Annotated in this window: 21 protein-coding genes; 7 read left to right on the top strand and 14 right to left on the bottom strand. The window is 73.1% G+C overall.

The genetic code is table 11. The features are described from left to right. Window positions 1–140: 140 nt before the first annotated feature. The gene (locus tag ABD981_RS22380; RefSeq protein WP_345530465.1) at window positions 141–1799 is read left to right on the top strand and encodes a threonine/serine exporter family protein; all 1659 of its coding nucleotides are present in this window, start codon (window positions 141–143) and stop codon (window positions 1797–1799) included. 72 nt (window positions 1800–1871) lie between these two features. Here the strand turns inward: ABD981_RS22380 and ABD981_RS22375 are convergent, their stop codons facing one another. Beyond that, window positions 1872–2585, bottom strand: coding sequence for a DedA family protein (locus ABD981_RS22375; RefSeq protein ID WP_345530286.1), 714 nt, complete (start codon window positions 2583–2585; stop codon window positions 1872–1874). A 282-nt stretch (window positions 2586–2867) separates the two neighbouring features. Between ABD981_RS22375 and ABD981_RS22370 the strand changes: the two genes are divergently transcribed. Further along, a complete protein-coding gene (locus tag ABD981_RS22370; RefSeq protein WP_345530284.1) occupies window positions 2868–3236 on the top strand; it encodes a YbjQ family protein in 369 nt (122 codons plus the stop codon). A gap of 114 nt (window positions 3237–3350) precedes the next feature. On the opposite strand, the gene ABD981_RS22365 is transcribed toward ABD981_RS22370, so the two are convergent. Next, a complete protein-coding gene (locus ABD981_RS22365; protein WP_345530282.1) occupies window positions 3351–4112 on the bottom strand; it encodes a MerR family transcriptional regulator in 762 nt (253 codons plus the stop codon). A gap of 136 nt (window positions 4113–4248) precedes the next feature. On the opposite strand from ABD981_RS22365, the gene ABD981_RS22360 reads away from it, so the two are divergent. Together ABD981_RS22360 and gad are read left to right on the top strand one after the other, a co-directional pair. After that, entirely contained in the window at window positions 4249–5517 is a 1269-nt protein-coding gene (locus ABD981_RS22360; RefSeq protein WP_345530280.1) for an ion channel protein, read from the top strand. A gap of 39 nt (window positions 5518–5556) precedes the next feature. Continuing rightward, entirely contained in the window at window positions 5557–6975 is a 1419-nt protein-coding gene (gene gad, locus ABD981_RS22355; RefSeq protein WP_345530278.1) for a glutamate decarboxylase, read from the top strand. Between the two features lie 144 nt (window positions 6976–7119). Here the strand turns inward: gad and ABD981_RS22350 are convergent, their stop codons facing one another. From ABD981_RS22350 to ABD981_RS22325, 6 genes are all read right to left on the bottom strand, one after another. Then, a complete protein-coding gene (locus ABD981_RS22350; RefSeq protein ID WP_345530276.1) occupies window positions 7120–7884 on the bottom strand; it encodes an ABC transporter permease in 765 nt (254 codons plus the stop codon). After that, a complete protein-coding gene (locus ABD981_RS22345) occupies window positions 7881–8852 on the bottom strand; it encodes an ATP-binding cassette domain-containing protein (protein ID WP_382748775.1) in 972 nt (323 codons plus the stop codon). The genes ABD981_RS22350 and ABD981_RS22345 overlap by 4 nt, the downstream gene beginning before the upstream one ends. A gap of 127 nt (window positions 8853–8979) precedes the next feature. After that, on the bottom strand, window positions 8980–9594 hold the full coding sequence (locus ABD981_RS22340; RefSeq protein WP_345530274.1) for a PadR family transcriptional regulator: 615 nt from the start codon (window positions 9592–9594) through the stop codon (window positions 8980–8982). Between the two features lie 9 nt (window positions 9595–9603). After that, a complete protein-coding gene (locus ABD981_RS22335) occupies window positions 9604–10146 on the bottom strand; it encodes a DinB family protein (RefSeq protein WP_345530272.1) in 543 nt (180 codons plus the stop codon). 125 nt (window positions 10147–10271) lie between these two features. Beyond that, window positions 10272–11741: an aldehyde dehydrogenase family protein gene (locus ABD981_RS22330; protein ID WP_345530270.1), complete on the bottom strand. Its 1470-nt coding sequence runs from the start codon at window positions 11739–11741 to the stop codon at window positions 10272–10274. A gap of 103 nt (window positions 11742–11844) precedes the next feature. Then, the gene (locus tag ABD981_RS22325; RefSeq protein ID WP_345530268.1) at window positions 11845–12717 is read right to left on the bottom strand and encodes a helix-turn-helix domain-containing protein; all 873 of its coding nucleotides are present in this window, start codon (window positions 12715–12717) and stop codon (window positions 11845–11847) included. 350 nt (window positions 12718–13067) lie between these two features. Between ABD981_RS22325 and ABD981_RS22320 the strand changes: the two genes are divergently transcribed. Further along, complete coding sequence (locus tag ABD981_RS22320; RefSeq protein WP_345530266.1) at window positions 13068–13571, top strand: ATP-binding protein; 504 nt, start codon at window positions 13068–13070, stop codon at window positions 13569–13571. A 99-nt stretch (window positions 13572–13670) separates the two neighbouring features. Here ABD981_RS22320 and ABD981_RS22315 read toward each other — a convergent pair whose 3' ends face one another. The 3 genes from ABD981_RS22315 to rpmG all read right to left on the bottom strand — a co-directional run bounded on the left by ABD981_RS22315 (window position 13671) and on the right by rpmG (window position 14500). Beyond that, window positions 13671–13883 (bottom strand): DUF397 domain-containing protein, encoded by a 213-nt coding sequence (locus ABD981_RS22315; protein ID WP_041129870.1) that lies wholly within the window; start codon window positions 13881–13883, stop codon window positions 13671–13673. Window positions 13884–14056: 173 nt separating this feature from the next. Then, window positions 14057–14329: a type B 50S ribosomal protein L31 gene (locus ABD981_RS22310; protein ID WP_345530263.1), complete on the bottom strand. Its 273-nt coding sequence runs from the start codon at window positions 14327–14329 to the stop codon at window positions 14057–14059. Between the two features lie 6 nt (window positions 14330–14335). Further along, on the bottom strand, window positions 14336–14500 hold the full coding sequence (gene rpmG, locus ABD981_RS22305) for a 50S ribosomal protein L33 (protein WP_345530260.1): 165 nt from the start codon (window positions 14498–14500) through the stop codon (window positions 14336–14338). Window positions 14501–14549: 49 nt separating this feature from the next. On the opposite strand from rpmG, the gene rpmB reads away from it, so the two are divergent. Both rpmB and rpsN read left to right on the top strand, forming a co-directional pair. Then, window positions 14550–14786, top strand: a complete 237-nt coding sequence (gene rpmB, locus ABD981_RS22300) for a 50S ribosomal protein L28 (RefSeq protein ID WP_345530258.1) — start codon at window positions 14550–14552, stop codon at window positions 14784–14786. After that, window positions 14786–15091, top strand: coding sequence for a 30S ribosomal protein S14 (gene rpsN, locus ABD981_RS22295; RefSeq protein ID WP_345530256.1), 306 nt, complete (start codon window positions 14786–14788; stop codon window positions 15089–15091). The genes rpmB and rpsN overlap by 1 nt, the downstream gene beginning before the upstream one ends. A gap of 326 nt (window positions 15092–15417) precedes the next feature. On the opposite strand, the gene ABD981_RS22290 is transcribed toward rpsN, so the two are convergent. The 3 genes from ABD981_RS22290 to ABD981_RS22280 all read right to left on the bottom strand — a co-directional run bounded on the left by ABD981_RS22290 (window position 15418) and on the right by ABD981_RS22280 (window position 19998). Next, complete coding sequence (locus ABD981_RS22290) at window positions 15418–17481, bottom strand: FUSC family protein (RefSeq protein ID WP_046910872.1); 2064 nt, start codon at window positions 17479–17481, stop codon at window positions 15418–15420. Window positions 17482–17574: 93 nt separating this feature from the next. Then, a complete protein-coding gene (locus ABD981_RS22285; RefSeq protein ID WP_046910871.1) occupies window positions 17575–18678 on the bottom strand; it encodes an SGNH/GDSL hydrolase family protein in 1104 nt (367 codons plus the stop codon). A gap of 141 nt (window positions 18679–18819) precedes the next feature. Further along, window positions 18820–19998 (bottom strand): DUF2786 domain-containing protein, encoded by a 1179-nt coding sequence (locus tag ABD981_RS22280; RefSeq protein ID WP_123955027.1) that lies wholly within the window; start codon window positions 19996–19998, stop codon window positions 18820–18822. Window positions 19999–20093 lie beyond the last annotated feature (95 nt).

Genomic DNA, 20093 nt, shown 5'->3' with positions numbered 1-20093 from the left:
TCCGGCTGAGCCTGTGAAGGGCGGTGCACCTGCTGAGGTGCACCGCCCTTCGCGCGTTCATACTGGGCTGGACAGTGGCGTGATCGTTTGCCCCGTGGCGTGATCGTGCGGGTGCCCGGCCGGGAGTGGGTGCGGAGACAGTGGTGGCGAAGCCGGACGGTCCGGAGCGGGACCCGGAGGACCGGAAGCCGCCCTCGGACGAGGCGCGCAGCGCCTTCGCCCCGCCGACCGGGGTCGAGCAGCCCGCGCCGCCGGAGGAGGAGCACCCGACCTCCGAGTTCGCCCTTCCGGAGGGGCTCGCGCCGGAGCCGCCCGCGGAGCAGGAAGGTTCCGCCTTCGCTCCGCCCTCGACGTACTCGGCGAAGAGCTCCCCGCCGGCGTTCACGCCCGCGTACGGGGTGCCGATGGTCCGGCTGGCGCAGGACGCGCCCTGGCAGGACCGGATGCGGACGATGCTGCGGCTGCCGGTGGGTGAGCGGCCGGTGCCGGAGTCGCCGCGCAAGGAGGACGAGACCGGTCCTTCGGTGCCGCGCGTGCTCGACCTGACCCTGCGCATCGGCGAGCTGCTGCTCGCGGGCGGCGAGGGGGCGGAGGACGTCGAGGCGGCGATGTTCGCGATCTGCCGCGCCTACGGGCTCGACCGGTGCGAGCCGACGGTCACGTTCACGCTGCTGTCGATCACGTACCAGCCGTCGCTGGTGGACGACCCGGTGACGGCGAACCGCACGGTCCGGCGCCGGGGCACCGACTACACCCGCCTCGCGGCCGTCTACCAGCTGCTCGCGGACATCAACACGGGTGCGCACGACGTGACGCCGGAGGAGGCGTACCGGCGGCTGGCGGAGATACGGCGCAACCGGCACCCGTATCCCGGCTGGGTGCTCACGGCGGCGGCCGGGCTGCTGGCCGGGGCCGCGTCGGTGCTGCTGGGCGGTGGGCCGACGGTGTTCTTCGTGGCGGCGCTGGGCGCGGTGCTCGGCGACCGGCTGGCGTGGCTGTGCGCGGGGCGCGGGCTGCCGGAGTTCTACCAGTTCCTGGTGGCGGCGATGCCGCCGGCGGCGATGGGGGTGGCGCTGACGCTGCTGCACGCCGATCTGCGGCCCTCGGCGGTCATCACGGGTGGCCTGTTCGCCCTGATCCCGGGGCGGGCGCTGGTGGCGGCCGTGCAGGACGGTCTGACCGGCTTCTACATCACGGCCTCGGCCCGGCTGCTGGAGGTCGGCTACTTCTTCGTGGCGATCGTGGTGGGCGTGCTGTCGGTGCTGTACCTGGCGGTGCAGTTCGGGGCGCAGCTGAATCCGGAGGGGGCGCTGCGGCCGGTCGAGCGGCCGGTGACGCAGATCGTGGCGTCGATGGTGCTGTGCGCGACCTTCGCGATCCTGCTGCAGCAGTCGCGGGCGACGGTGCTGTTCGCGACGCTGAACGGCGGGGTGGCCTGGGTGATCTACGCGTCGATCGCGGTGACCGCGGGCGGCTCGACGGTGATGGCGACGGCGGTGGCGGCCGGTCTGGTGGGTCTGTTCGGGCAGCTGATCGCCCGCTACCACCACACCTCGTCGCTGCCGTACGTGACGGCGGCGATCGGTCCGCTGCTGCCCGGTTCGGCGACGTACTTCGGGGTGCTCGCGATCGCGCAGAACAACCTGGACGGGGGCTTCGCCTCGCTGGCGAAGGCGGCGGCGCTGGCCCTGGCGATCGCGATCGGGGTGAACCTCGGGAGCGAGCTGGCCCGCCTCTTCATGCAGGCCCCGGGTGCGGCGGCGGCCCGCCGGGCGGCGAAGCGGACCAGGGGCTTCTAGAGGCCGCTACGGCCCCGGGAAGCCCCCGGTCGGTGGTGCACGGGTCATCCCGCGGGGTGCCGCGGGGAGCGGTCAGCGCTTGGCGTGGCGGCCGCGCTCGGACGGCGGGTTCGGGGTGCCGGGGGCGTCGTGGCCGCCGCCGTGGCCCTCGGCCTGCTGCTTCTTCTTCGACTGGGCGCGGGCCCGCAGGTACTCGATCACGATCGGGACGACCGAGATCAGCACGATCGCGACGAGGATCAGCTCGATGTGCTTGTGCACGAAGTCGATCTTGCCGAGGGAGGCGCCGAGCAGGGTCACGCCGGCGCCCCACAGGACGCCGCCGATGATGTTGAAGGTGATGAAGGAGCGGTAGTTCATCCGGCTCACACCGGCGATGATCGGCGTGAAGGTGCGCACGATCGGCACGAAGCGGGCCAGGATCAGCGACTTCGGGCCGTGCTTCTCGAAGAACTCGTGCGCCTTCTCGACGTTCTCCTGCTTGAAGAGCTTGGAGTCGGGGCGCCGGAAGAGGGCGGGTCCGACCTTGCGGCCGAAGAGGTAGCCCACCTGGTCGCCGATGATCGCCGCGGCGACGATCAGGGTGCAGACCAGCCACAGCGGGGTGTCCAGCTTGCCCGTGGTGACCAGGAGGCCTGTGGTGAAGAGGAGCGAGTCGCCCGGCAGGAAGAAGCCGATGAGGAGTCCGGACTCGGCGAAGACGATGACGAGGACTCCGATCAGACCGAAGGTCTGGATCAGATAGTCCGGGTCCAGCCAGCTCGGTCCGAGGGCAAGCGTGTTCACGGGTTCCGGGCTCCTGCGGTCTGTGGGGGCGAAGAAGGACGGGCGGTGCGGGCGGTGCGGGCCGTACGGGGGAAAACGGGGAGGACGCGGGGGCGCGTCCAGGAGATTGTCGTACGGACTGCGGCCCCAAGCTATCAACGCGGGGTGAACCCCTCGGGTTCCACATGGCGGCACGAGGCTCCGCACGGCCCCGCGGGCCCTGCCCGAGGACTCCGCACGGCCGCCTTCCGGATGCGCCGCCGTCCGCCCGCCCGCAGGCTGAGGGCCAGGAGGTGGATGCGGATGGGCATCGACGAGTACGGCGGCGGCCAGGGTCCCCAGTCGGATGTGCTGGTGGTCACGACGAACGACGTGCCGGGGTACGAGGTGCGCCAGGTGATCGGCGAGGTCTTCGGCCTGACCGTGCGCTCCCGGCATCTGGGCAGCCAGATCGGCGCGGGCCTGAAGTCGATGATCGGCGGTGAGCTGAAGGGTCTGACGAAGACCCTGGTGCAGACCCGCAACCAGGCGATGGAACGGCTGGTGGAGCAGGCGAAGGCGCGCGGCGCGAACGCGGTGCTGATGTTCCGCTTCGACGTCACGGAGGCCGCCGACGTGGGCACCGAGGTGTGCGCCTACGGGACCGCCGTGGTGATCGCGCCGCGCGCCTAGGGCCTGCGCCCTCGGACCGGACCGGACAGACCCGAGCAGACCCGGGCAGACCAGACCAGACCGGGCAGACCGGGCAGGCCCGGACCGGACCGGCAGGAACCGGACCGGCCGGGGTCAGCCGGCGAGGCGGCGGGCGTTGGCGTGGATCGCTTCGCGCAGGTGCTCGGCCAGGCCCTCGTGCAGGGAGTCGTAGAAGGCCCGGAAGTTCTCGTCGGAGACGTACATCTCGGCGAGGCCCTGGTGGATCTTCGGGTGGCAGTCGAAGAACCACTTCGTGATGTGGGCGCGGTGGGCCTCGGCGAGCTCCATGGCGGCCGGGGAGCCGGGGGCCCCGCCCGCGTCCATGAGGGCGCCGTAGGCGGCGCCCCAGGCGTCGACCTCCTCCTTCATGCGCTGCCAGTCGTCCTTGGTGTACGTGGCGACGCGGGCCTGCGTCTCCTCGTGGGTGTGGGTGCCGCCCCAGCGGCGGGCGGACTCCTCCGCGTACCGCTCGGGGCCCTTGTGGCCGAAGACCTCGAACTTCTCTTCGGGGGTGAGGTTGATGCCCATGCGTCGCGCCTCCATGGCGTGTTCGACGGCCGCCGCCATCCGTCGCAGTTCCCCGATGCGCTCGGTCAGCAGCCGGTGCTGCCGTCGCAGGTGCTCCCGCGGGTCGGCGCGGGGGTCGTCGAGGAGGACGGCGACCTCTTCGAGGGGGAAGCCGAGCTCCCGGTAGAACAGGATCTGCTGCAGTCGGTCGAGGTCCGCGTCGGCGTAGCGGCGGTGGCCCGCCGGGCTGCGTCCGCCGGGCGAGAGCAGCCCGATCGCGTCGTAGTGGTGCAGGGTGCGCACCGTGACCCCGGCGAAGCCGGCCACCTGTCCCACGGAGTAGCCCATCGGCCGCCCGCCCTTCTCGTGTGTCGGTCCGCGGCCCAGCCTGGGTCCTGACGCGGCGTGAGGTGCAAGCCGGATCCGCCCGATCCCTGGACGCTCTCGGGATGTTGTGTGGCATTTGTCCACTTATGGTGGGTCGGTGGCCACCGATACTCCCGCCCCCGAGGCGCCCCACCGGATCCTGCTGCCCCAGATCCTGCCCGCCCTCGTGGTCGGCGTGGGCTCGGCCCTGCTGTTCCTCGGGATCAGCGCGATCGCCGAACAGCTCCAGCACGTCCTGTGGAACACCCTTCCGGACGCGCTCGGCATCGGGAACTACTCCTCGCTCTGGATGATCTCCATGCTGACCGCGACCGGCATCGCGGTCGGTCTCGTCGTGTGGAAGGTGTACGGGCACGCCGGCGGCGACCCGGCCGAGGGCGGGCTCGGCGGCGCGCCCATCGCCGTCCCGGTCGTCCCCGGCCTGCTCATCGCCGCCACCTTCGGACTGGCCGGCGGCGTCAGCCTCGGCCCGGAGAACCCGACGATCGTCTCCGCCATCGCCCTCGCCTTCTGGATCGGCACCAAGCTGCTGCCCGCCGTGCCGGGCGTCCTGTGGGTGTCGCTGGCCACCGCCGCCACCTTCGGCGCCCTGTTCGGCACCCCCGTGGCCGCCGCCCTCGTCCTCTCCGAGGCGCTGGCCGGACAGCCGGGCAAGGGTTCGCTGTGGGACAAGCTCTTCGCCCCGCTGGTGGCCGCCGGGGCCGGGGCCATGACCACCCAGCTGATCTCGGACCCCAGCTTCGACATCGGGCTGCCGCCGCTGGACGACCCCGGCTTCGGCGACCTCCTCGCCGCGCTGATCGTCGCCACCCTCGCCGCCGCCTTCGGCCTGCTCGCCTGTTACGCCTTCCCGTACGTCCACCGCGCCTTCGGCCGGCTCAGGCACCCCATGGTGATGCTGCCGGTCGGCGGGCTCGTCCTCGGTCTCCTCGGCGCGCTGGGCGGGCACCTGACCCTGTTCAAGGGCCTGGAGGAGACCCGGGAGCTCGCCGCCGACATCGGCGTGTTCGGCTCCGGCGAGCTGGCCAAGCTGGCCGTGGTCAAGACGCTCGCCCTGCTGGTCGCCGCGGCCAGCGGCTTCCGCGGCGGCCGGGTCTTCCCCGCCGTCTTCATCGGCGCCGCCTTCGGCCTGTGCGCCCAGGCGCTCGTCCCCGAGATCCACCCGGCGGTGGCCGTCTCCGCCGGCGTCCTCGGCATCCTGCTCGCCACCACCCGGCAGGGCTGGGTGAGCCTCTTCGTCGCCGCCGTGCTCGCCTCCTCCCCCTCGATGGTCGCCGTGCTCTGCATCGCGATCCTGCCCGCCTGGCTGGTCGTCACGGGCCGCCCGGTCCTCGAGCTCGACGAGCACGGCGACTCCCTCCGCTGAGCTTCCCGTCCCCTCTCTCCCCCGAAGAAGGAGCCCACCGTGGCACTGCACAAGGGACCCGCCGACCAGGAGACCGAGCACCACCGCCGGCTCTCCTTCAACCCGTTCTACGGCGAGGCCAACCCCGTCGGCGGCATGACCGAGGCCCCGCCCCGCCACCGGCTCCCCGACGGTCCGCTGCCGCCCATGAGCGCCTATCAGCTGGTCCACGACGAGCTGATGCTCGACGGCAACTCCCGCCTCAACCTGGCCACCTTCGTCACCACCTGGATGGAGCCCCAGGCCGGGGTGCTGATGGCCGAGTGCCGCGACAAGAACATGATCGACAAGGACGAGTACCCGCGCACCGCCGAACTGGAGCGCCGCTGCGTCTCGATGCTCGCCCACCTGTGGAACGCCCCCGACCCGTCCGCCGTCGTCGGCTGTTCCACCACCGGCTCCAGCGAGGCCTGCATGCTCGCCGGGATGGCGCTCAAGCGCCGCTGGACCCAGCGCAACGCCGACCGCTACCGGGGCGGCGCCCGCCCCAACCTGGTGATGGGCATCAACGTCCAGGTCTGCTGGGAGAAGTTCTGCAACTTCTGGGAGGTCGAGCCCCGGCTCGTGCCCATGGACGGCGACCGCTTCCACCTCGACGCCGAGACCGCCGCCGCCCTCTGCGACGAGAACACCATCGGCGTCGTCGCCGTCCTCGGCTCCACCTTCGACGGCTCCTACGAACCGGTCGCCGACATCTGCGCCGCCCTCGACGCGCTCCAGGAACGGACCGGGATCGACGTCCCCGTCCACGTGGACGGGGCCTCCGGCGCCATGGTCGCCCCCTTCGTCGACGAGGACCTGGTCTGGGACTTCCGGCTCCCCCGGGTCTCCTCGATCAACACCTCCGGCCACAAGTACGGGCTCGTCTACCCCGGCGTCGGCTGGGCGCTGTGGCGCTCCCCCGCCGAACTTCCCGAGGAACTGGTCTTCCGGGTCAACTACCTGGGCGGCGACATGCCCACCTTCGCCCTCAACTTCTCCCGCCCGGGCGCCCAGGTGGTCGCGCAGTACTACACCTTCCTGCGGCTGGGCCGGGAGGGCTACCGGGCGGTCCAGCAGACCAGCCGGGACGTCGCCCGGGGCCTGTCCGAACGGATCGAGGCCATGGGCGACTTCCGGCTGCTGACCCGCGGCGGCGAACTCCCCGTCTTCGCCTTCACCACCGCGCCCGACGTGACCAACTTCGACGTCTTCGACGTCTCCCGGCGGCTGCGCGAGAGCGGCTGGCTGGTCCCCGCCTACACCTTCCCCAAGAACCGGGAGGACCTGTCGGTGCTGCGGATCGTCTGCCGCAACGGCTTCTCCGCCGACCTGGCGGGCCTGCTCATCGAGGACCTCAACCTGATCCTGCCCGAACTGCGCCGCCAGCCGCGCCCGTTCACCCACGACAAGCAGGCCGCGACGTCCTTCCACCACTGACCGGCCGGGCCGGCCGGGGCCGGGGCGGGGGGCGCCCGCGACGACACCCCCGCCCCGGCCGTCCGGCCCGCCCGAGCAGCCGCGCCACCGCCCGAGCCGGCGCGCCACCGGCCTAGCCGGCGCGCCACCGGCCTAGCCGGCGCGCTACCGGCCTAGCCGGCCGAACCTCCGTACCGCCAGCGGGAAGAAGACCGCGAGCAGGACCAGCGGCCAGATCAGCGCGGCGCCGGTCCAGCCCGGTTCGCCGCCCGGGCCGCCGAGCAGTTCCCGCACCGCCGTCGCCGTCGCCGACATGGGGTTCCACTCCACGACCGCGCCCAGCCAGCCCGGCATGGACTCCGGCGCGGCGAAGGCGTTGGACAGGAAGCCGAACGGCCAGACCAGGATCTGCACCGCCTGCACCAGCTCCGCGCGGCCCGCCAGCAGCGCCAGGTGGATGCCGATCCAGAGCATCGCGAACCGCAGCAGGAGCAGCAGCCCCATCGCCCCGAGGAACGCGCCGGGACCGCCGTGCGTCCGCCAGCCGATCGCGTAGCCGACGCCCGCCATCAACAGCAGCCCGACCGCGGACTGGAGCATGTCGGCGGCGGAGCGCCCCACGAGGACCGCGCCGTCGGCCATCGGCATCGAGCGGAAGCGGTCGATCACGCCCTTGTCCAGGTCGCGGGTCACCGCCGTCATCGTGCCTTCGAGGCCGAAGACCATGGTCAGCGTGAGCATCCCCGGGACGAGGAAGTCGACGTAGTCGCCCTCGACGGCCCGCCCGCCGCCGACCAGATAGCCGAACATCAGCAGCATCATGACCGGGAAGACCAGGCCGACGATCACCTGGACGGGCTGCCGCGCCCAGTGCGCCAGCTCCCGCCGGGTCATGGTCCAGCAGTCGCCCACCGCGTACGCCGCGCTCATGCGGCCACCTCCGTCTCTTCGGTCCGCTCGGCACCCGGCCCGGTGAGGTGCAGGAACACCTCGTCCAGCGTCGGCCGCCGCAGGGCGACGTCCTCCGCCTCGATCCCCGCCGCCTCCAGGGCCCGCACGGTCTCGGCGAGCGAGGCCATCCGGTCCCGCACCGGGGCGCTGATCCGCCGCCGGTCCCGGTCCACCTCCGCGTCCCGCGGGCCGAACGGGAGCAGCCGCACCGCCTCGTCGAGCCGCGCCCCGTCCCGTACGACCACGTCGATCCGGTCCCGGCCGGCCCGGGTCTTCAGCTCGTCGGGGGTGCCGTCGGCGACCACCCGGCCCCGGTCGACCACCGAGATCCGGTCGGCCAGCTGATCCGCCTCCTCCAGGTACTGCGTGGTGAGCAGCACCGTCGTGCCTCCGCCGACCAGCGAGCGCACCGAGTCCCAGACCTCGGCCCGGCCGCGCGGGTCCAGACCGGTGGTCGGCTCGTCCAGGAACAGCACCTCCGGTTCGGTGATCAGCGAGGCGGCCAGGTCGAGCCGCCGCCGCATGCCGCCGCTGTACTTCCGTACGGCCTTGGGGCCGGTGTCCGCGAGCCCGAAGCGCTCCAGGAGCTCGTCCGCCCGCTGTCCGGAGCGGCGCGCGCCCAGGTGGTGCAGGCGGGCGAACATCTCCAGGTTCTGGCGCCCGGACAGCTCCTCGTCGAGGGCCGCGTGCTGGCCCAGCAGCCCGATCCGCCGCCGGACCTCGCGGGCCCGCTCCCGCACGTCGAAGCCCGCCACCCGCACCCGGCCCTCGTCGTGCCGCAGCAGGGTGGCCAGCACCCGTACGGTCGTGGTCTTGCCCGCTCCGTTGGGGCCCAGCAGGCCGTGCACCGTGCCCCGCCGGACGGCCAGGTCGAGGCCGTCCAGGGCGTGCTTGTCGCCGTACCGCTTCCGTGCGCCCTCGACGAGGACCACGTCCTCCACTGACATCCCGATTCCTCCCGAAATCATGTAGTCAAACTTGACGAGTTGCCCGCGGCGGAGGGTATGCCCGTCCGGGCAGCTAGTCAAACTTGAATAGACGGTGGGCGACGAGCCCGGCCCTCCGGCCGCCGCCTCACTCCGCGAACGGGTTCTCCTCGCCCTCCGCCAGCACGCCGACGAAGGGGTCGCCCTCCCCCGCGAACACGTACGCCCCGCCCTCGATCCGGTCGATCAGGCCGAGCGTCCACACCCGGCCCGCGTCCGCCGAGTGGACCCAGAGGTGCATGATCTCCCCGATGTGGCCGAGCTGCTCCGGCCCTCCCTCGGGGGTGTAGTACTCCGTCACCGCCGTCCGCCAGGCGTCCAGGGCCCGCAGCCGTTCCCGCAGCAGCTCCAGCGCCTCGGCCCGCGGCAGGTCCACGATGAAGCCGATGCCCGCCGACAGCACGTCCATGTCCTGGTCGTACGTCGACACCGCCGCGCGCAGCAGCCGCAGGTACTCCTCGCGGCCCGCCTCCGTGATCTCGTACTCGACCCGCGGCGGGCCGCCCGCCGTGCTGGGCGCGATCTCGTCGGCGCGCAGCAGTCCCTGCTTCGCCATCTGCTTGAGCGCGTGGTAGATCGAGCCGGGCTTGGCGTGGGACCACTCGTGCGCGCCCCAGTACTCCAGGTCGTTGCGCACCTGGTAGCCGTGGGCGCGGCCGTGCTGCTTGACCGCGCCCAGGACGAGAAGGCGGATTGCTGACATGCCCCGAGTCTAGGAAGTCCGCTTCTCCAGGTCGATCAGCTCGAAGGAGCCCTTGCCGTCCAGGGACTCCCGGACGATGTCCGCGTGCCCCGCGTGCCGGCCGATCTCCTGGACCAGGTGCAGCAGCATCCAGCGGACGCTGACCCGGCCGTCCACCGGGAACCAGGGCGCGGGCGGCAGCGGGAAGGTGTCGTCCAGGCTGGGCACGCTCCGGACGAACTCCTCGGTCTCCTTGGCCACGCCCTGCCAGAAGGCCACGACCTCCGGGATCGTCTCGCCGTCGACGAGCCGGAAGGCCTCGCCCCAGGTCTCCTCGCTGCGCTGCCGCTCGTTCGGGCGCCCCTGGGCCAGCCGCAGCCAGTTGAGCTCGACCTCGGCGCAGTGCTTGATCAGGCCCGAGAGGCTGAGCTCGCTGACGCTGGGGCGGCTCGCCGCCTGCTCCTCGGTGAGGCCGTACGAGGCCCGGACGACCGCCTGGCGCTGCGTCTCGATGAAGTTGAGGAACGCTCCGCGCTCGTCGCCGGGGGCCTCCGTGGGAACCAGGGCAACCATGATGTCCGCCTTTCGTGGATACAGCCGAGGGGCGCCGGGCGGGGAGTCCGTCCCCGCCTTTCGACACCCCTCACGCTACGGACCCTTGCGGACAGCTGCTGTCCGCAACCGGAAAGCCCCGGGAACTAGAACGGGAAGCGGCTGCGGCCGTACTGGATCGAGATCCACTTCTGCGTGGTGAAGGCCTCGATCATCGCCTCGCCGTTGAGCCGGCCGATGCCCGAGTGCTTCTCGCCGCCGAAGGGGACGATCGGCTCGTCGTGCACGGTGCCGTCGTTGATGTGGATCATGCCGGTGTGGATGCGCTTGGCGACCCGCACGCCCCGCTCGATGTCACCCGTGTGGACGGCGCCGCTGAGCCCGTACGGGGTGTCGTTGGCGATCCGTACGGCCTCGTCCTCGCCGTCGAAGGCGACGATCAGGGCCACCGGGCCGAAGATCTCCTGGTTGAGGACCGGCGCGTCGGCGGGGATCCCGGCGAGGACGGACGGCGAGACGACGTTGCCCTCGACCGAGCCGCGCAGCAGGGCGGTCGCACCGGCCTCGACGGTCTGGTCGACGAGCGCCGAGACGGCCTCCGCCTGCTGGGAGTTGATCAGCGGGCCGATGTGAGTGCCGGGGTCGGCCGGGTCGCCGACCCGCAGGGTCTTCACCTTCGCCACGAACTTCTCGGTGAACTCCGCCTCCACGGCGCGGTCCACCAGGATGCGGTTGGCGGCCATGCAGACCTGGCCCTGGTGCACGAAGCGGCTGAAGACGGCCGCGTCCACCGCGTAGTCGAGGTCGGCGTCGTCCAGGACGATCAGCGCGCTGTTGCCGCCGAGTTCGAGCACGGCGTGCTTGAAGTTCTGGGCGCAGACGGTGGCGACGTGGCGGCCGACCCGGTCGGAGCCGGTGAAGGAGATGACCTGCGGGACCGGGTGGGTCAGCAGGGCGTCGCCGATCTCGGCGATGTCGGTGACGACCACGTTGAGCAGACCGGCCGGCAGACCGGCCTCCTCCAGGACCTTGGCGACCAGGGTGCCGCCGCAGATCGGGGTGTTCTGGTGCGGCTTGAGGACCACGGCGTTGCCGAGCGCGAGGGCCGGGGCGACCGACTTGATCGACAGCAGGAAGGGGAAGTTGAACGGCGAGATGACGCCGACGACGCCGACCGGCAGGCGGTAGACGCGGTTCTCCTTGCCGTCCACCGGCGAGGGCAGGATGCGGCCCTCGGGGCGCAGCGCCAGCTGGATCGCCTCGCGCAGGAACTCCTTGGCCAGGTGCAGCTCGAAGGCGGCCTTCAGGCGGGTGCCGCCGAGCTCGGCGACGATCGCCCCGGCGAGCTCGTCCTCGCGGTCCTCGACGATCCGCAGCGCGCGCTCGAAGACGAGCCGGCGGGTGTACGGATTGGTCTCCGCCCACTCCGCCTGGGCCCGCTCGGCGGCCCGGTAGGCGTGGTCGACCTCGGCGGCGCTGGCCACGGTGATCGAGGCCAGCTTCTCCCCGGTGTAGGGGTTGAAGTCGATGATGTCCCACGAGCCGCTGCCCGGCTTCCACTCGCCGTCGATGTACTGGTGGGCCAGCTCGGTGAAGAGGGACGGGACAGACGACATGGACGAGACCCCTTACCCGCGGTGGCGGACGTCGGCACGGACGGACGCGTCGGTGACGCACTGACCCACTGACGCACTGATGTCACGTCATCGTACTTACGTCTCAGGAGAGTTGGAGGAGTCCCCGCAGAAGGTCCCGACTTTCCGCCGGGTCGGGGCTGTCCTCGCGCAGCCGCTCCATCACCCGGGCGTACTGGGCGACCTCCTCGCGCTTGTCGAGGTAGAGGGCGCTGGTCAGCTGTTCCAGGTAGACGACGTCGGAGAGGTCGGACTCCGGGAAGCTCAGCATGGTGAAGGAGCCGCTCTCGCCCGCGTGGCCGCCGAAGCTGAAGGGCATCACCTGGAGCGTGACGTTGGGGTGCTCGGAGATCTCGATGAGGTGCCTCAACTGGCCCTGCATGACGGACCGGTCGCCGTACGGGCGGCGCAGCGCGGCCTCGTCGAGCACGGCGTGGAACTGCGGGGCGCGCTCGGAGACCAGGACCTTCTGGCGCTCCAGGCGCAGCGCGACCCGGCGCTCGATCTCGGCGCGCGGGGCGCCGGGCATGCCCCGGGTGACGACGGCCTGGGCGTAGGCCTCGGTCTGCAGCAGTCCGTGGATGAACTGGACCTCGTAGATGCGGATGAGGGAGGCGGCGCCTTCGAGGCCGATGTAGGTCTGGAACCAGCCCGGCAGCACGTCGCCGAAGCTGTGCCACCAGCCGGCCACGTTCGCCTCGCGGGCCAGGCCGAGGAGCGAGCCGCGCTCGGTCTCGTCGCCGACCCCGTAGAGCGTGAGCAGATCCTCGACGTCCCTGGCCTTGAAGCTCACCCTTCCCAACTCCATACGGCTGATCTTGGATTCGGACGCGCGGATCGAATAACCGGCCGCCTCCCGGGTGATGCCACGCGATTCGCGCAGTCGCCTCAACTGGGAGCCCAGCAGGATGCGGCGCACCACGCTCCCGCTCGCCCCGCTCGATTCGCCTGCCGTCACGGCTCCAGCCTCCCCATCACGGTGCTCCCCGCCCCTCAAGATCAATATGGATCAATCCGATGCCGAGCCCCCGTCGAGCCCCGGATTCTGCCACTAAACGCTTCAGCGCGTACACATTCGATTACGGATCGGGGGCGGGTTCCGGGCAGCCGGGTCACCCGGGCGGGGCGACTTATGCACAGAATCGGCACGTGGGCGGACAGGTCCGGCGCGTGCACGTGCATCTGCCCTTGCATCCCTCCGGCGCATTCGGAACCATGGAGCCCGCACAGCCGTGTACTCGCGCGTGCTGCCGCACCGTTGTCGCACCAGTTGTCGCACCACAGTCGCGATTCCCGGGAGTGCCTCGCATGGGACCGAATGGATCGACCATGCTCGAGCCGTTACGGCAGGGTCTCCCGCCGATCGATCCCGCGGCCGTCTCCAACTCCGCCTCCTGCGCGCTGCCGCCCCGCTACGAAGCGGTGCGCGGCGCACGGAAGTTCACCAGTCGGACGCTCACCAACTGGGACCTCGCGGACCGCTTCGACGACGTGGCCCTGGTGGTCTCGGAGCTCGTCACCAACGCGCTGCGGCACGCGGTGCCGGCGGAATCGACCTCGGCGTACGAGGAAGGCCTGAATCCACCGGTCCGCCTGCACCTCATGCGCTGGGCCTCACGCCTGGTGTGCGCCGTGCGCGACCCCAGCCAGGAGAGCCCGGAGGCGCGCGAGGGCGGCGAGGACTTCGCCGCCGAGTCGGGCCGCGGGCTGTTCCTGGTGGAGTCCTTCAGCGACAGCTGGGGCTGGCACCCGCTGGCGGGCACGCTGCACGGCAAGGTGGTGTGGGCGCTGTTCCGGCTGGGACCGGAGTAGCGGACGGTACGGAACAGGACGTACGGGAGGGCCCCGGCGGCGACTGCCACCGGGGCCCTCCCGTACGTGCTCCACCGCGCCCTCCCGGGCCGCCGCGCCTCACACCAGGTGGTCGAACTCCCCGTCCTTGACGCCGAGGAGGAGGGCCTCTATCTCGGCGGGCGTGTAGACGAGCGCGGGGCCTTCGGGATGGCGCGAGTTGCGCACCGCGACGTCACCCCCGGGCAGCTTGGCGAACTCCACGCAGGACCCCTGGGAGTTGCTGTGCCGGCTCTTCTGCCACACGACACCACGAAGCTCCGTGGCCGCCATGCCGTTGTACGCGTGGTGCGCGTGGTGCACTGGTAGCTCCCCGAGATGTTTGGTGCATGTGTCAACTTCCTCGGATCATAGCTGTGTTCATATGCCGCTGCATGAGCAGATGCACGTGCACGGGGGGTGGCGTAGCGACTACGCGACTCACCGTGCGGGGAGTTGACCTGCCGTCAGGCCGCCCCTCCCCCGGCGGGCGGGTTGCGCCGCCCGTACCGCTTCTCGAAACGCTCGACGCGCCCCGCGGTGTCCAGGACCCGGGCCGTGCCGGTGTAGAAGGGGTGGCTCGCCGAGGAGATCTCGACGTCGACGACCGGATAGGTGTGCCCGTCCTCCCACTCGACGGTCCGGTCGGAGGTGAGGGTGGAGCGGGTGAGGAAGGCGAAGCCGCCGGCCTTGTCGCGGAAGACGACGGGGCCGTACGGGGGGTGGATTCCGGGCTTCATCGGGGCTCAGCGCTCCTCTCGGAAGTCGACGTGGCGGCGGGCGACCGGGTCGTACTTGCGCAGGGTCAGACGCTCGGGATCGTTGCGGCGGTTCTTGCGGGTGACGTAGGTGTAGCCGGTTCCTGCGGTGGACCGGAGTTTCACGATCGGGCGGAGTTCGTTGCGGGCCATGATGTGTAGAGTAAATGAAAACGATTCCCATTACCAAAGGCAGGTCCTGATGTCCGCCCACTGCCAGCTCACCGGGGCGCGGCCCGGCTTCGGCAACCGCGTCTCGCACTCCCACCGGCGCACCTCCCGCCGCTTCGACCCCAACATCCAGCGCAAGCGCTACTGGCTCCCGAGCGAGGGGCGTCACGTGCGCCTCACCCTGAGCGTGCGCGGGATCCGGACCGTCGACGCGATCGGCGTGGAGGCGGCCGTGGCCCGCATCCGCGCCCGGGGGGTGCGGGTCTGATGGCCAAGGCGAGCAAGATCGCGCGCAACGAGCGGCGTCGGCGCGTCGTGGCCCGGTACGCCGAGCGCCGCGCCGAGCTGAAGGAGATCGTCCGCCGCCCGGCGACGCCCGGGGCCGACCGGGAGGCGGCCCTGCGCGAACTGCGCCGCCAGCCGCGCGACGCGAGCCCCACCCGGCTCCGCAACCGCGACGCCGTCGACGGGCGCCCCCGCGGCCACCTGCGCAAGTTCGGCCTCTCCCGGGTCCGACTGCGGGAGCTGGCCCACGCGGGGATGCTGCCGGGGGTGCGCAAGTCGTCCTGGTGAGACGGGGGCGTCGGACGGGACGCGCGGGCCGGGAGGCCGGGAGGGCAGGTCGCCGGGAGGGCGGGCGGCGGGAGGGCAGGTCGCCGGGAGGGCGGGCGGCGGGAGGGCAGGTCGCCGGGAGGGCGGGCGGCGGGAGGGCAGGTCGCCGGGAGGGCAGGCGGCGGGAGGGCAGGTCGCCGGGAGGGCAGGCGGCGGGAGGGCAGGTCGCCGGGAGGGCAGGCGGCGGGAGGGCAGGTCGCCGGGAGGGCAGGCGGCGGGAGGGCAGGTCGCCGGGAGGGCAGGCGGCGGGAGGGCGGGCGGCGGGAGGGCAGGCGGCGGGAGGGCCTCTAGTCCTTGACCCGGGACGTCTCCGTCAGCGCCGTCGTCAGGTCGTCGAGCGCCTCCAGGAGGAGCGGGGCGCCCTTGCGCAGCAGGAAGTGGTCCGGGGCCCCCTCCCCCGCCGACCAGGCGTCGACCGTCGCCCGCAGGTCGTCCCAGCGGGGCGCCTTGCGCTCCCGGACCGCCTTCGCGCCCCGCTCGGTGGAGCGCCGCAGCGCCTCCGCGAGGGCCGCGGCCTCCGGGACGGGCGGGGCGCCGCGCTCGGGCAGATGGGCCTCCAGGAGCATGGCGACCCGGCCCAGCTGGGCCAGGGCGTGCTCGGCGTCGTCCGCCGCCGCGTGCGACAGGCCCCGGTGGCGGACCGGCTCGTGGGTGGCCCGGGCCAGCCCCTCCTGCCACCCGATCCGGGCGGCGCGGGTACCGAGCAGCGCCTCGCGCACGTCGGGGCAGGAGGGTCCGGCCGGGTCGGCGTAGTGGGCGACGACGGAGGCCGCGTACCGCCCGTCGGCCACCAGCCAGTCCGCCAGCCGGCCGCGCAGCCGGGGCGTCTCCCAGGCCGGGTAGACCGCGTACGCGAGCATCGCGAGGACGCCGCCGAGGAGGGTCAGCAGGACCCGGTCGCGGATGGTCTGGGAGAGGCCCTCGCCGGCCATGCCGAGCAGGAAGACGACGTACGCGGCGACGAAGACCTGGCTGGCCGCGTAGCCCGTGCGCATCAGCAGGTACATCCCGAACGCGCAGACCACCGCGAGCGCCGCCGAGCCGTACGCGCCCGGGTGCGCGGCCTGCACGATGCCGGAGGCGAGGGTGACGCCGACGAGGGTGCCGCCGAAGCGGGCGACGGAGCGCGCGTACGTCTGCGAGAAGTCCGGGCGCATCACCATCACCGAGGCCATCGGCGCCCAGTAACCGTGCCCGAGGGGCAGGGCGGTGCCGATCAGGTAGCCGGCGCAGGCCACCGCCGTGACCCGGATCGCGTGGCGCAGGATCGGCGACTCGTGGCGCAGCTCGGCGCGCATCCTCCCGAGCGCCACCGGGACCAGCCGCACCAGGGTCGGGCGGCTGCGGGCCTCGGCGGCCGTCTCGGTGCGGGGCTCGGCGGTCTCCACGACGTCGCCGAGCAGCGCGGCGAGCCGGGTCGCGGCCCGGCGGGGCGCGCCGGTCAGGATCGCCCCGGTGTCCGGCGTGCGCAGCGCGGCGACGGCGGCGGGCGGCAGGTCGACCGGTTCGCCGTGCCGGATCGCGTGCGCGGCGGCGTCCAGCAGCTCGCCCGCCGCGGCCAGCAGCTCGCGCACCCGGTCCCGTTCCGGGCCCTCGGCGGGCGCGCCGACGGCCGGGTCGGCGAGGGAGGCGAGCACCGGCCGGATCCGCTCGGCGAGGCCGCGCGCCCCGTGCAGTTCGGCGGGCCGGCGGCGGGCCTGGCGCGGGGTGACGGCGGCGGCGCTGCGGGCCGTCATCAGCGGCACGGGGTCGAAGGAGGCGGTCGGGTCGTGGCGCAGCCGCCGGGCGTAGTCGGCCACGGCCGCGAGCGCGTCGGCGAGCGCGTCGCGCTGGGCGCCCCAGCGGCGCACCGGCATGGTGACGATCAGCGCGGCCTGGACGAGACCGCCGACGGCGATCATCGCGGCGTGGCCGGCGGCGGTGGCGACCGAGGTCGGCAGGGTGACCGTGACCAGCATGATCGCCACGTTGGAGGCGGCGATGATGCCGACGGTGGGGCCGACCGCCCAGGCCAGGCCCGCGAGGAAGGTCCACAGGCCGAGCAGGATCAGGAAGGGGACCGGGTGGGAGGCGGTGAGGTAGCCGAGGAAGGTCGACACGGCGAGGCTCGCGCCGGAGGCCAGCGCGAGGGTGGGGCGGGGGCGGTACGAGCGCTGGAAGGTCGCGATCGCCGCCTGGAACGCGCCGAACGCGGACGAGGCCGCCACCGCGGGCCCGAACAGCGCGAGCGACACCCCGACGACGAGCGCCAGGCCCAGCGCCCCGCGCGCGGCCACGGCGGGCTCCAGTCGCCGTCGCTCGACGGAGAGCCCCGAGCGCGCGGTCTCCTTCAGCGCCCGGAGCCAGCTCATGGGGCGAGCCTATCCGCGTTCTGGGGCGAAACGGGCATTCGGCCCGGACGGCCCCCGTCCGAGGGGCTCGGGCGGGGGCCGTCCGGGGCCGGGTCAGGTCGAGGTCGGCGTCAGCGCCGCCCGGACCGCCGCCTCGACCCGGGCGGCCGTGTGGCGGTGACCCGCGGCGTTGGGGTGCACGAGCGTGGCCCGGTCGCCGTCGGAGCACTTCAGGGCGAGGAAGCCGACGGCGAGCCCGCTCGGCCAGTACGGACCGGCCTCGCCGCAGACGCCCTCGACCCACTTGGCGCCCTTCGGCTGACAGGCGTCGTGACCGACGCTGCCGGTCGCGGTGTCGACGAAGGTGCCGTCGCTCAGCTCGGTGATCGCCTCGATGATCGAGTTGAGGTGGGTGTTCACCTCGTGCAGCCAGGCGACGTCCCCGTGGGTGGCCGCGAGCCGGCCGGCGCCCTCGACGTCCACGGCGAGCTCGTGGGTGTCCCGGCGGTCACAGGACGTGCCGTCCTCGGGGACGATCGTGGGGTAGCCGACCGTGATGATCCTGGCGTGGGGAGCCGCCTGCCGCACCGCCCGGAGCATGCGCGCGTACTCCCGGGTGACCCGGTCGTACTTGTCGTGGATCGACTCCTGGTCCAGGACCGGGCCGCCGCCCTCGTACGCGTCCCGGCACGGGGTGGCGTCGTCCGCCTGGCCGAAGCCCAGGAGCAGGCAGGACGTGAACATCTTGCCGAAGGGCAGGCTGTTGCCGCCGATGCCGATCGTGACCACGTCCGTGCGCGCGCCCAGCCCGGCCCGCCGCACCTGCTCGGCCACGCCGGGCCAGCCGCCCTCGGGGGGCTCGACCGGGCTGATCGGGGTCTGCCGGGCGGAGGCGATCTCGGCGATGGTGGCGGCGCCGCAGCTGACGTCCGTCAGCGTCACCGCCCGGCCGCCCGGCGGGGTGGCCGCCAGCCCGGCCGCGACGAGGTTCGGGTAGGCACCCGTGCTGCGGTCGCAGCCGTCCCGGTCCGTGCTGCCGAGCGCGGGGCTGGGGTCGCCCACGAACACGCCGGACGTGTACGAGTCGCCCAGCGCCGCCCACTGGACCGGCTCGGGTGCCGCCGCGGCGGCACCTCCGGGAACGGCGGCCGCGAGCGTCAGCGCGGCGAGCGCGCCGAGAGCGGCCCTCCGCACGAAGGAAGTCTTGAGGTGGAACACGTGGCTCTCCTGGAAACAGGAACAAGAAACAAACCGGATCATCGGTTACGTTCCGTACTCAAACAGCCACGTTCCGCACCCGTCCAGCGCGGTGATGATCATTCACTCCACCGCGCGCGGAGGCCCCCGCATGCCCACCCCTCAGCGGATCTCGCCCCGCCCCGGCGCCCCCAGGCCCGCCCGGTCGGCCGCCGTCGTGCCGTGCGACCAGCCCTCCTCGTCCCAAGCGGCCCGCACCCTGCTGGTGCGGGTCTCGGGAAAGAGTTCGTCGGTGCGGGCGGAGACCGCGACCTCACGGGTGGCGAGGGCGGGGAGGAGGGTCGGGGCCTCGGCGGCGACGCGGCGGGAGGTGGCGGAGAGGCGGGCGCCGAGCCGGTTCGCGTAGGCGAGGAGGAAGGACTGGCGGAAGGACTTGGTGCGCTTGCGGCCGCCCGCCCGCTGCTCCGCCTCCGCCCGGGTCATCGCGGCGGTGCCCTGCACGAGCAGCGAGGTGTAGAGCAGCTCCACCGGATCCAGGTCGGCCTCGAAGCCGACGACCGTCGAGAAGCCGAGGCCGTCGTTCCACACGGCCCGGCAGTGGTTCGCCGTCGCCACCGCGTCCAGCAGGATCGCCTTCGCCTGCTCGTACGGCGCGTCGACGCCGATCCGGAGCGCCCCCGGCGTCTCCGGCGAGGGCGCGCCCGCCGCCAGGGTCGCCTCGTCGAGGCTGTGGCGGGCCATCAGCTCCTGGGCCTTGGCGGTCAGGGCCTCGGCCTCCTCCGCGTACGTGGTCGCCTCGGCCTTCGCGAGCAGCGCGCGGATCCGGCCCAGCGTCTTGGGCTCGCCCGCGACGGGCGGCGGCAGCGGTTCGCCCGGCACCGGGCCGACCGCGTCGAGGCGGGGCAGCCGGACCAGGAGCCGGTACAGCTCCAGGACGGCGGTCGCGTACGAGAAGCGGTCGGCGGTCCAGCCCTCCGGTTCGAGCGCGTCGAGCTGCGCCCGCCAGCGGTGCGGGAGGCGCTCGTAGCGGGCCGTCTCGGCGCGGACGATCCCGGAGAGGAGCCGGACGTGCTCCTCCGCCAGCTCGCGGCGGGCCGCACGGGCGAGGTCGGCCGGCTGCCAGCCGCGGGTCCACAGGGAGCGGACGAACTCCTCGCCGCGCCGGGCGAGTTCGGCGTCGGCGCCGGGGGCGGCGGCGAGCAGCGAGGCCGCCGTGTCCAGCGCCCTGTCGTCGTTCCCGTACAGCGCCCCGAGCGCCGCCTCGACGGTCCGGGCGGCCTCGCCCGCGCCGTCGCGGGCGCCGTCGCCGCTCCCTCTGCCCGTACCCGTGCCCCTGCCCATGCCGGGTGCCTCCTCACGCCCTGTGTTCCGTCGCCATCGTCCCAGGCCGGGAGCCGGGGGTAGGGCCGGCCCTACCCCCGGGACGCCCTCCAGCG

This window comes from Streptomyces showdoensis, from assembly GCF_039535475.1.
In the GTDB taxonomy this organism is placed as follows: Bacteria; Actinomycetota; Actinomycetes; order Streptomycetales; family Streptomycetaceae; genus Streptomyces; species Streptomyces showdoensis.
Note: the sequence above shows the minus strand (reverse complement) of the source record. Positions and strands in the feature narration are given on the sequence as shown.

Coding starts and splice junctions, on each gene's coding strand:
- ABD981_RS22365 (WP_345530282.1), bottom strand. CDS start 4,112: ATGGGCTACTCCGTGGGACAGGTGGCCGGCTTCGCCGGGGTCACGGTG.
- ABD981_RS22335 (WP_345530272.1), bottom strand. CDS start 10,146: ATGGTTGCCCTGGTTCCCACGGAGGCCCCCGGCGACGAGCGCGGAGCG.
- ABD981_RS22345 (WP_382748775.1), bottom strand. CDS start 8,852: ATGTCAGTGGAGGACGTGGTCCTCGTCGAGGGCGCACGGAAGCGGTAC.
- ABD981_RS22330 (WP_345530270.1), bottom strand. CDS start 11,741: ATGTCGTCTGTCCCGTCCCTCTTCACCGAGCTGGCCCACCAGTACATC.
- ABD981_RS22315 (WP_041129870.1), bottom strand. CDS start 13,883: ATGGCGGCCACGGAGCTTCGTGGTGTCGTGTGGCAGAAGAGCCGGCAC.
- ABD981_RS22370 (WP_345530284.1), top strand. CDS start 2,868: ATGGGCATCGACGAGTACGGCGGCGGCCAGGGTCCCCAGTCGGATGTG.
- rpmG (WP_345530260.1), bottom strand. CDS start 14,500: ATGGCCCGCAACGAACTCCGCCCGATCGTGAAACTCCGGTCCACCGCA.
- ABD981_RS22340 (WP_345530274.1), bottom strand. CDS start 9,594: ATGTCAGCAATCCGCCTTCTCGTCCTGGGCGCGGTCAAGCAGCACGGC.
- rpsN (WP_345530256.1), top strand. CDS start 14,786: ATGGCCAAGGCGAGCAAGATCGCGCGCAACGAGCGGCGTCGGCGCGTC.
- ABD981_RS22280 (WP_123955027.1), bottom strand. CDS start 19,998: ATGGGCAGGGGCACGGGTACGGGCAGAGGGAGCGGCGACGGCGCCCGC.
- ABD981_RS22350 (WP_345530276.1), bottom strand. CDS start 7,884: ATGAGCGCGGCGTACGCGGTGGGCGACTGCTGGACCATGACCCGGCGG.
- rpmB (WP_345530258.1), top strand. CDS start 14,550: ATGTCCGCCCACTGCCAGCTCACCGGGGCGCGGCCCGGCTTCGGCAAC.
- ABD981_RS22290 (WP_046910872.1), bottom strand. CDS start 17,481: ATGAGCTGGCTCCGGGCGCTGAAGGAGACCGCGCGCTCGGGGCTCTCC.
- ABD981_RS22320 (WP_345530266.1), top strand. CDS start 13,068: ATGGGACCGAATGGATCGACCATGCTCGAGCCGTTACGGCAGGGTCTC.
- ABD981_RS22310 (WP_345530263.1), bottom strand. CDS start 14,329: ATGAAGCCCGGAATCCACCCCCCGTACGGCCCCGTCGTCTTCCGCGAC.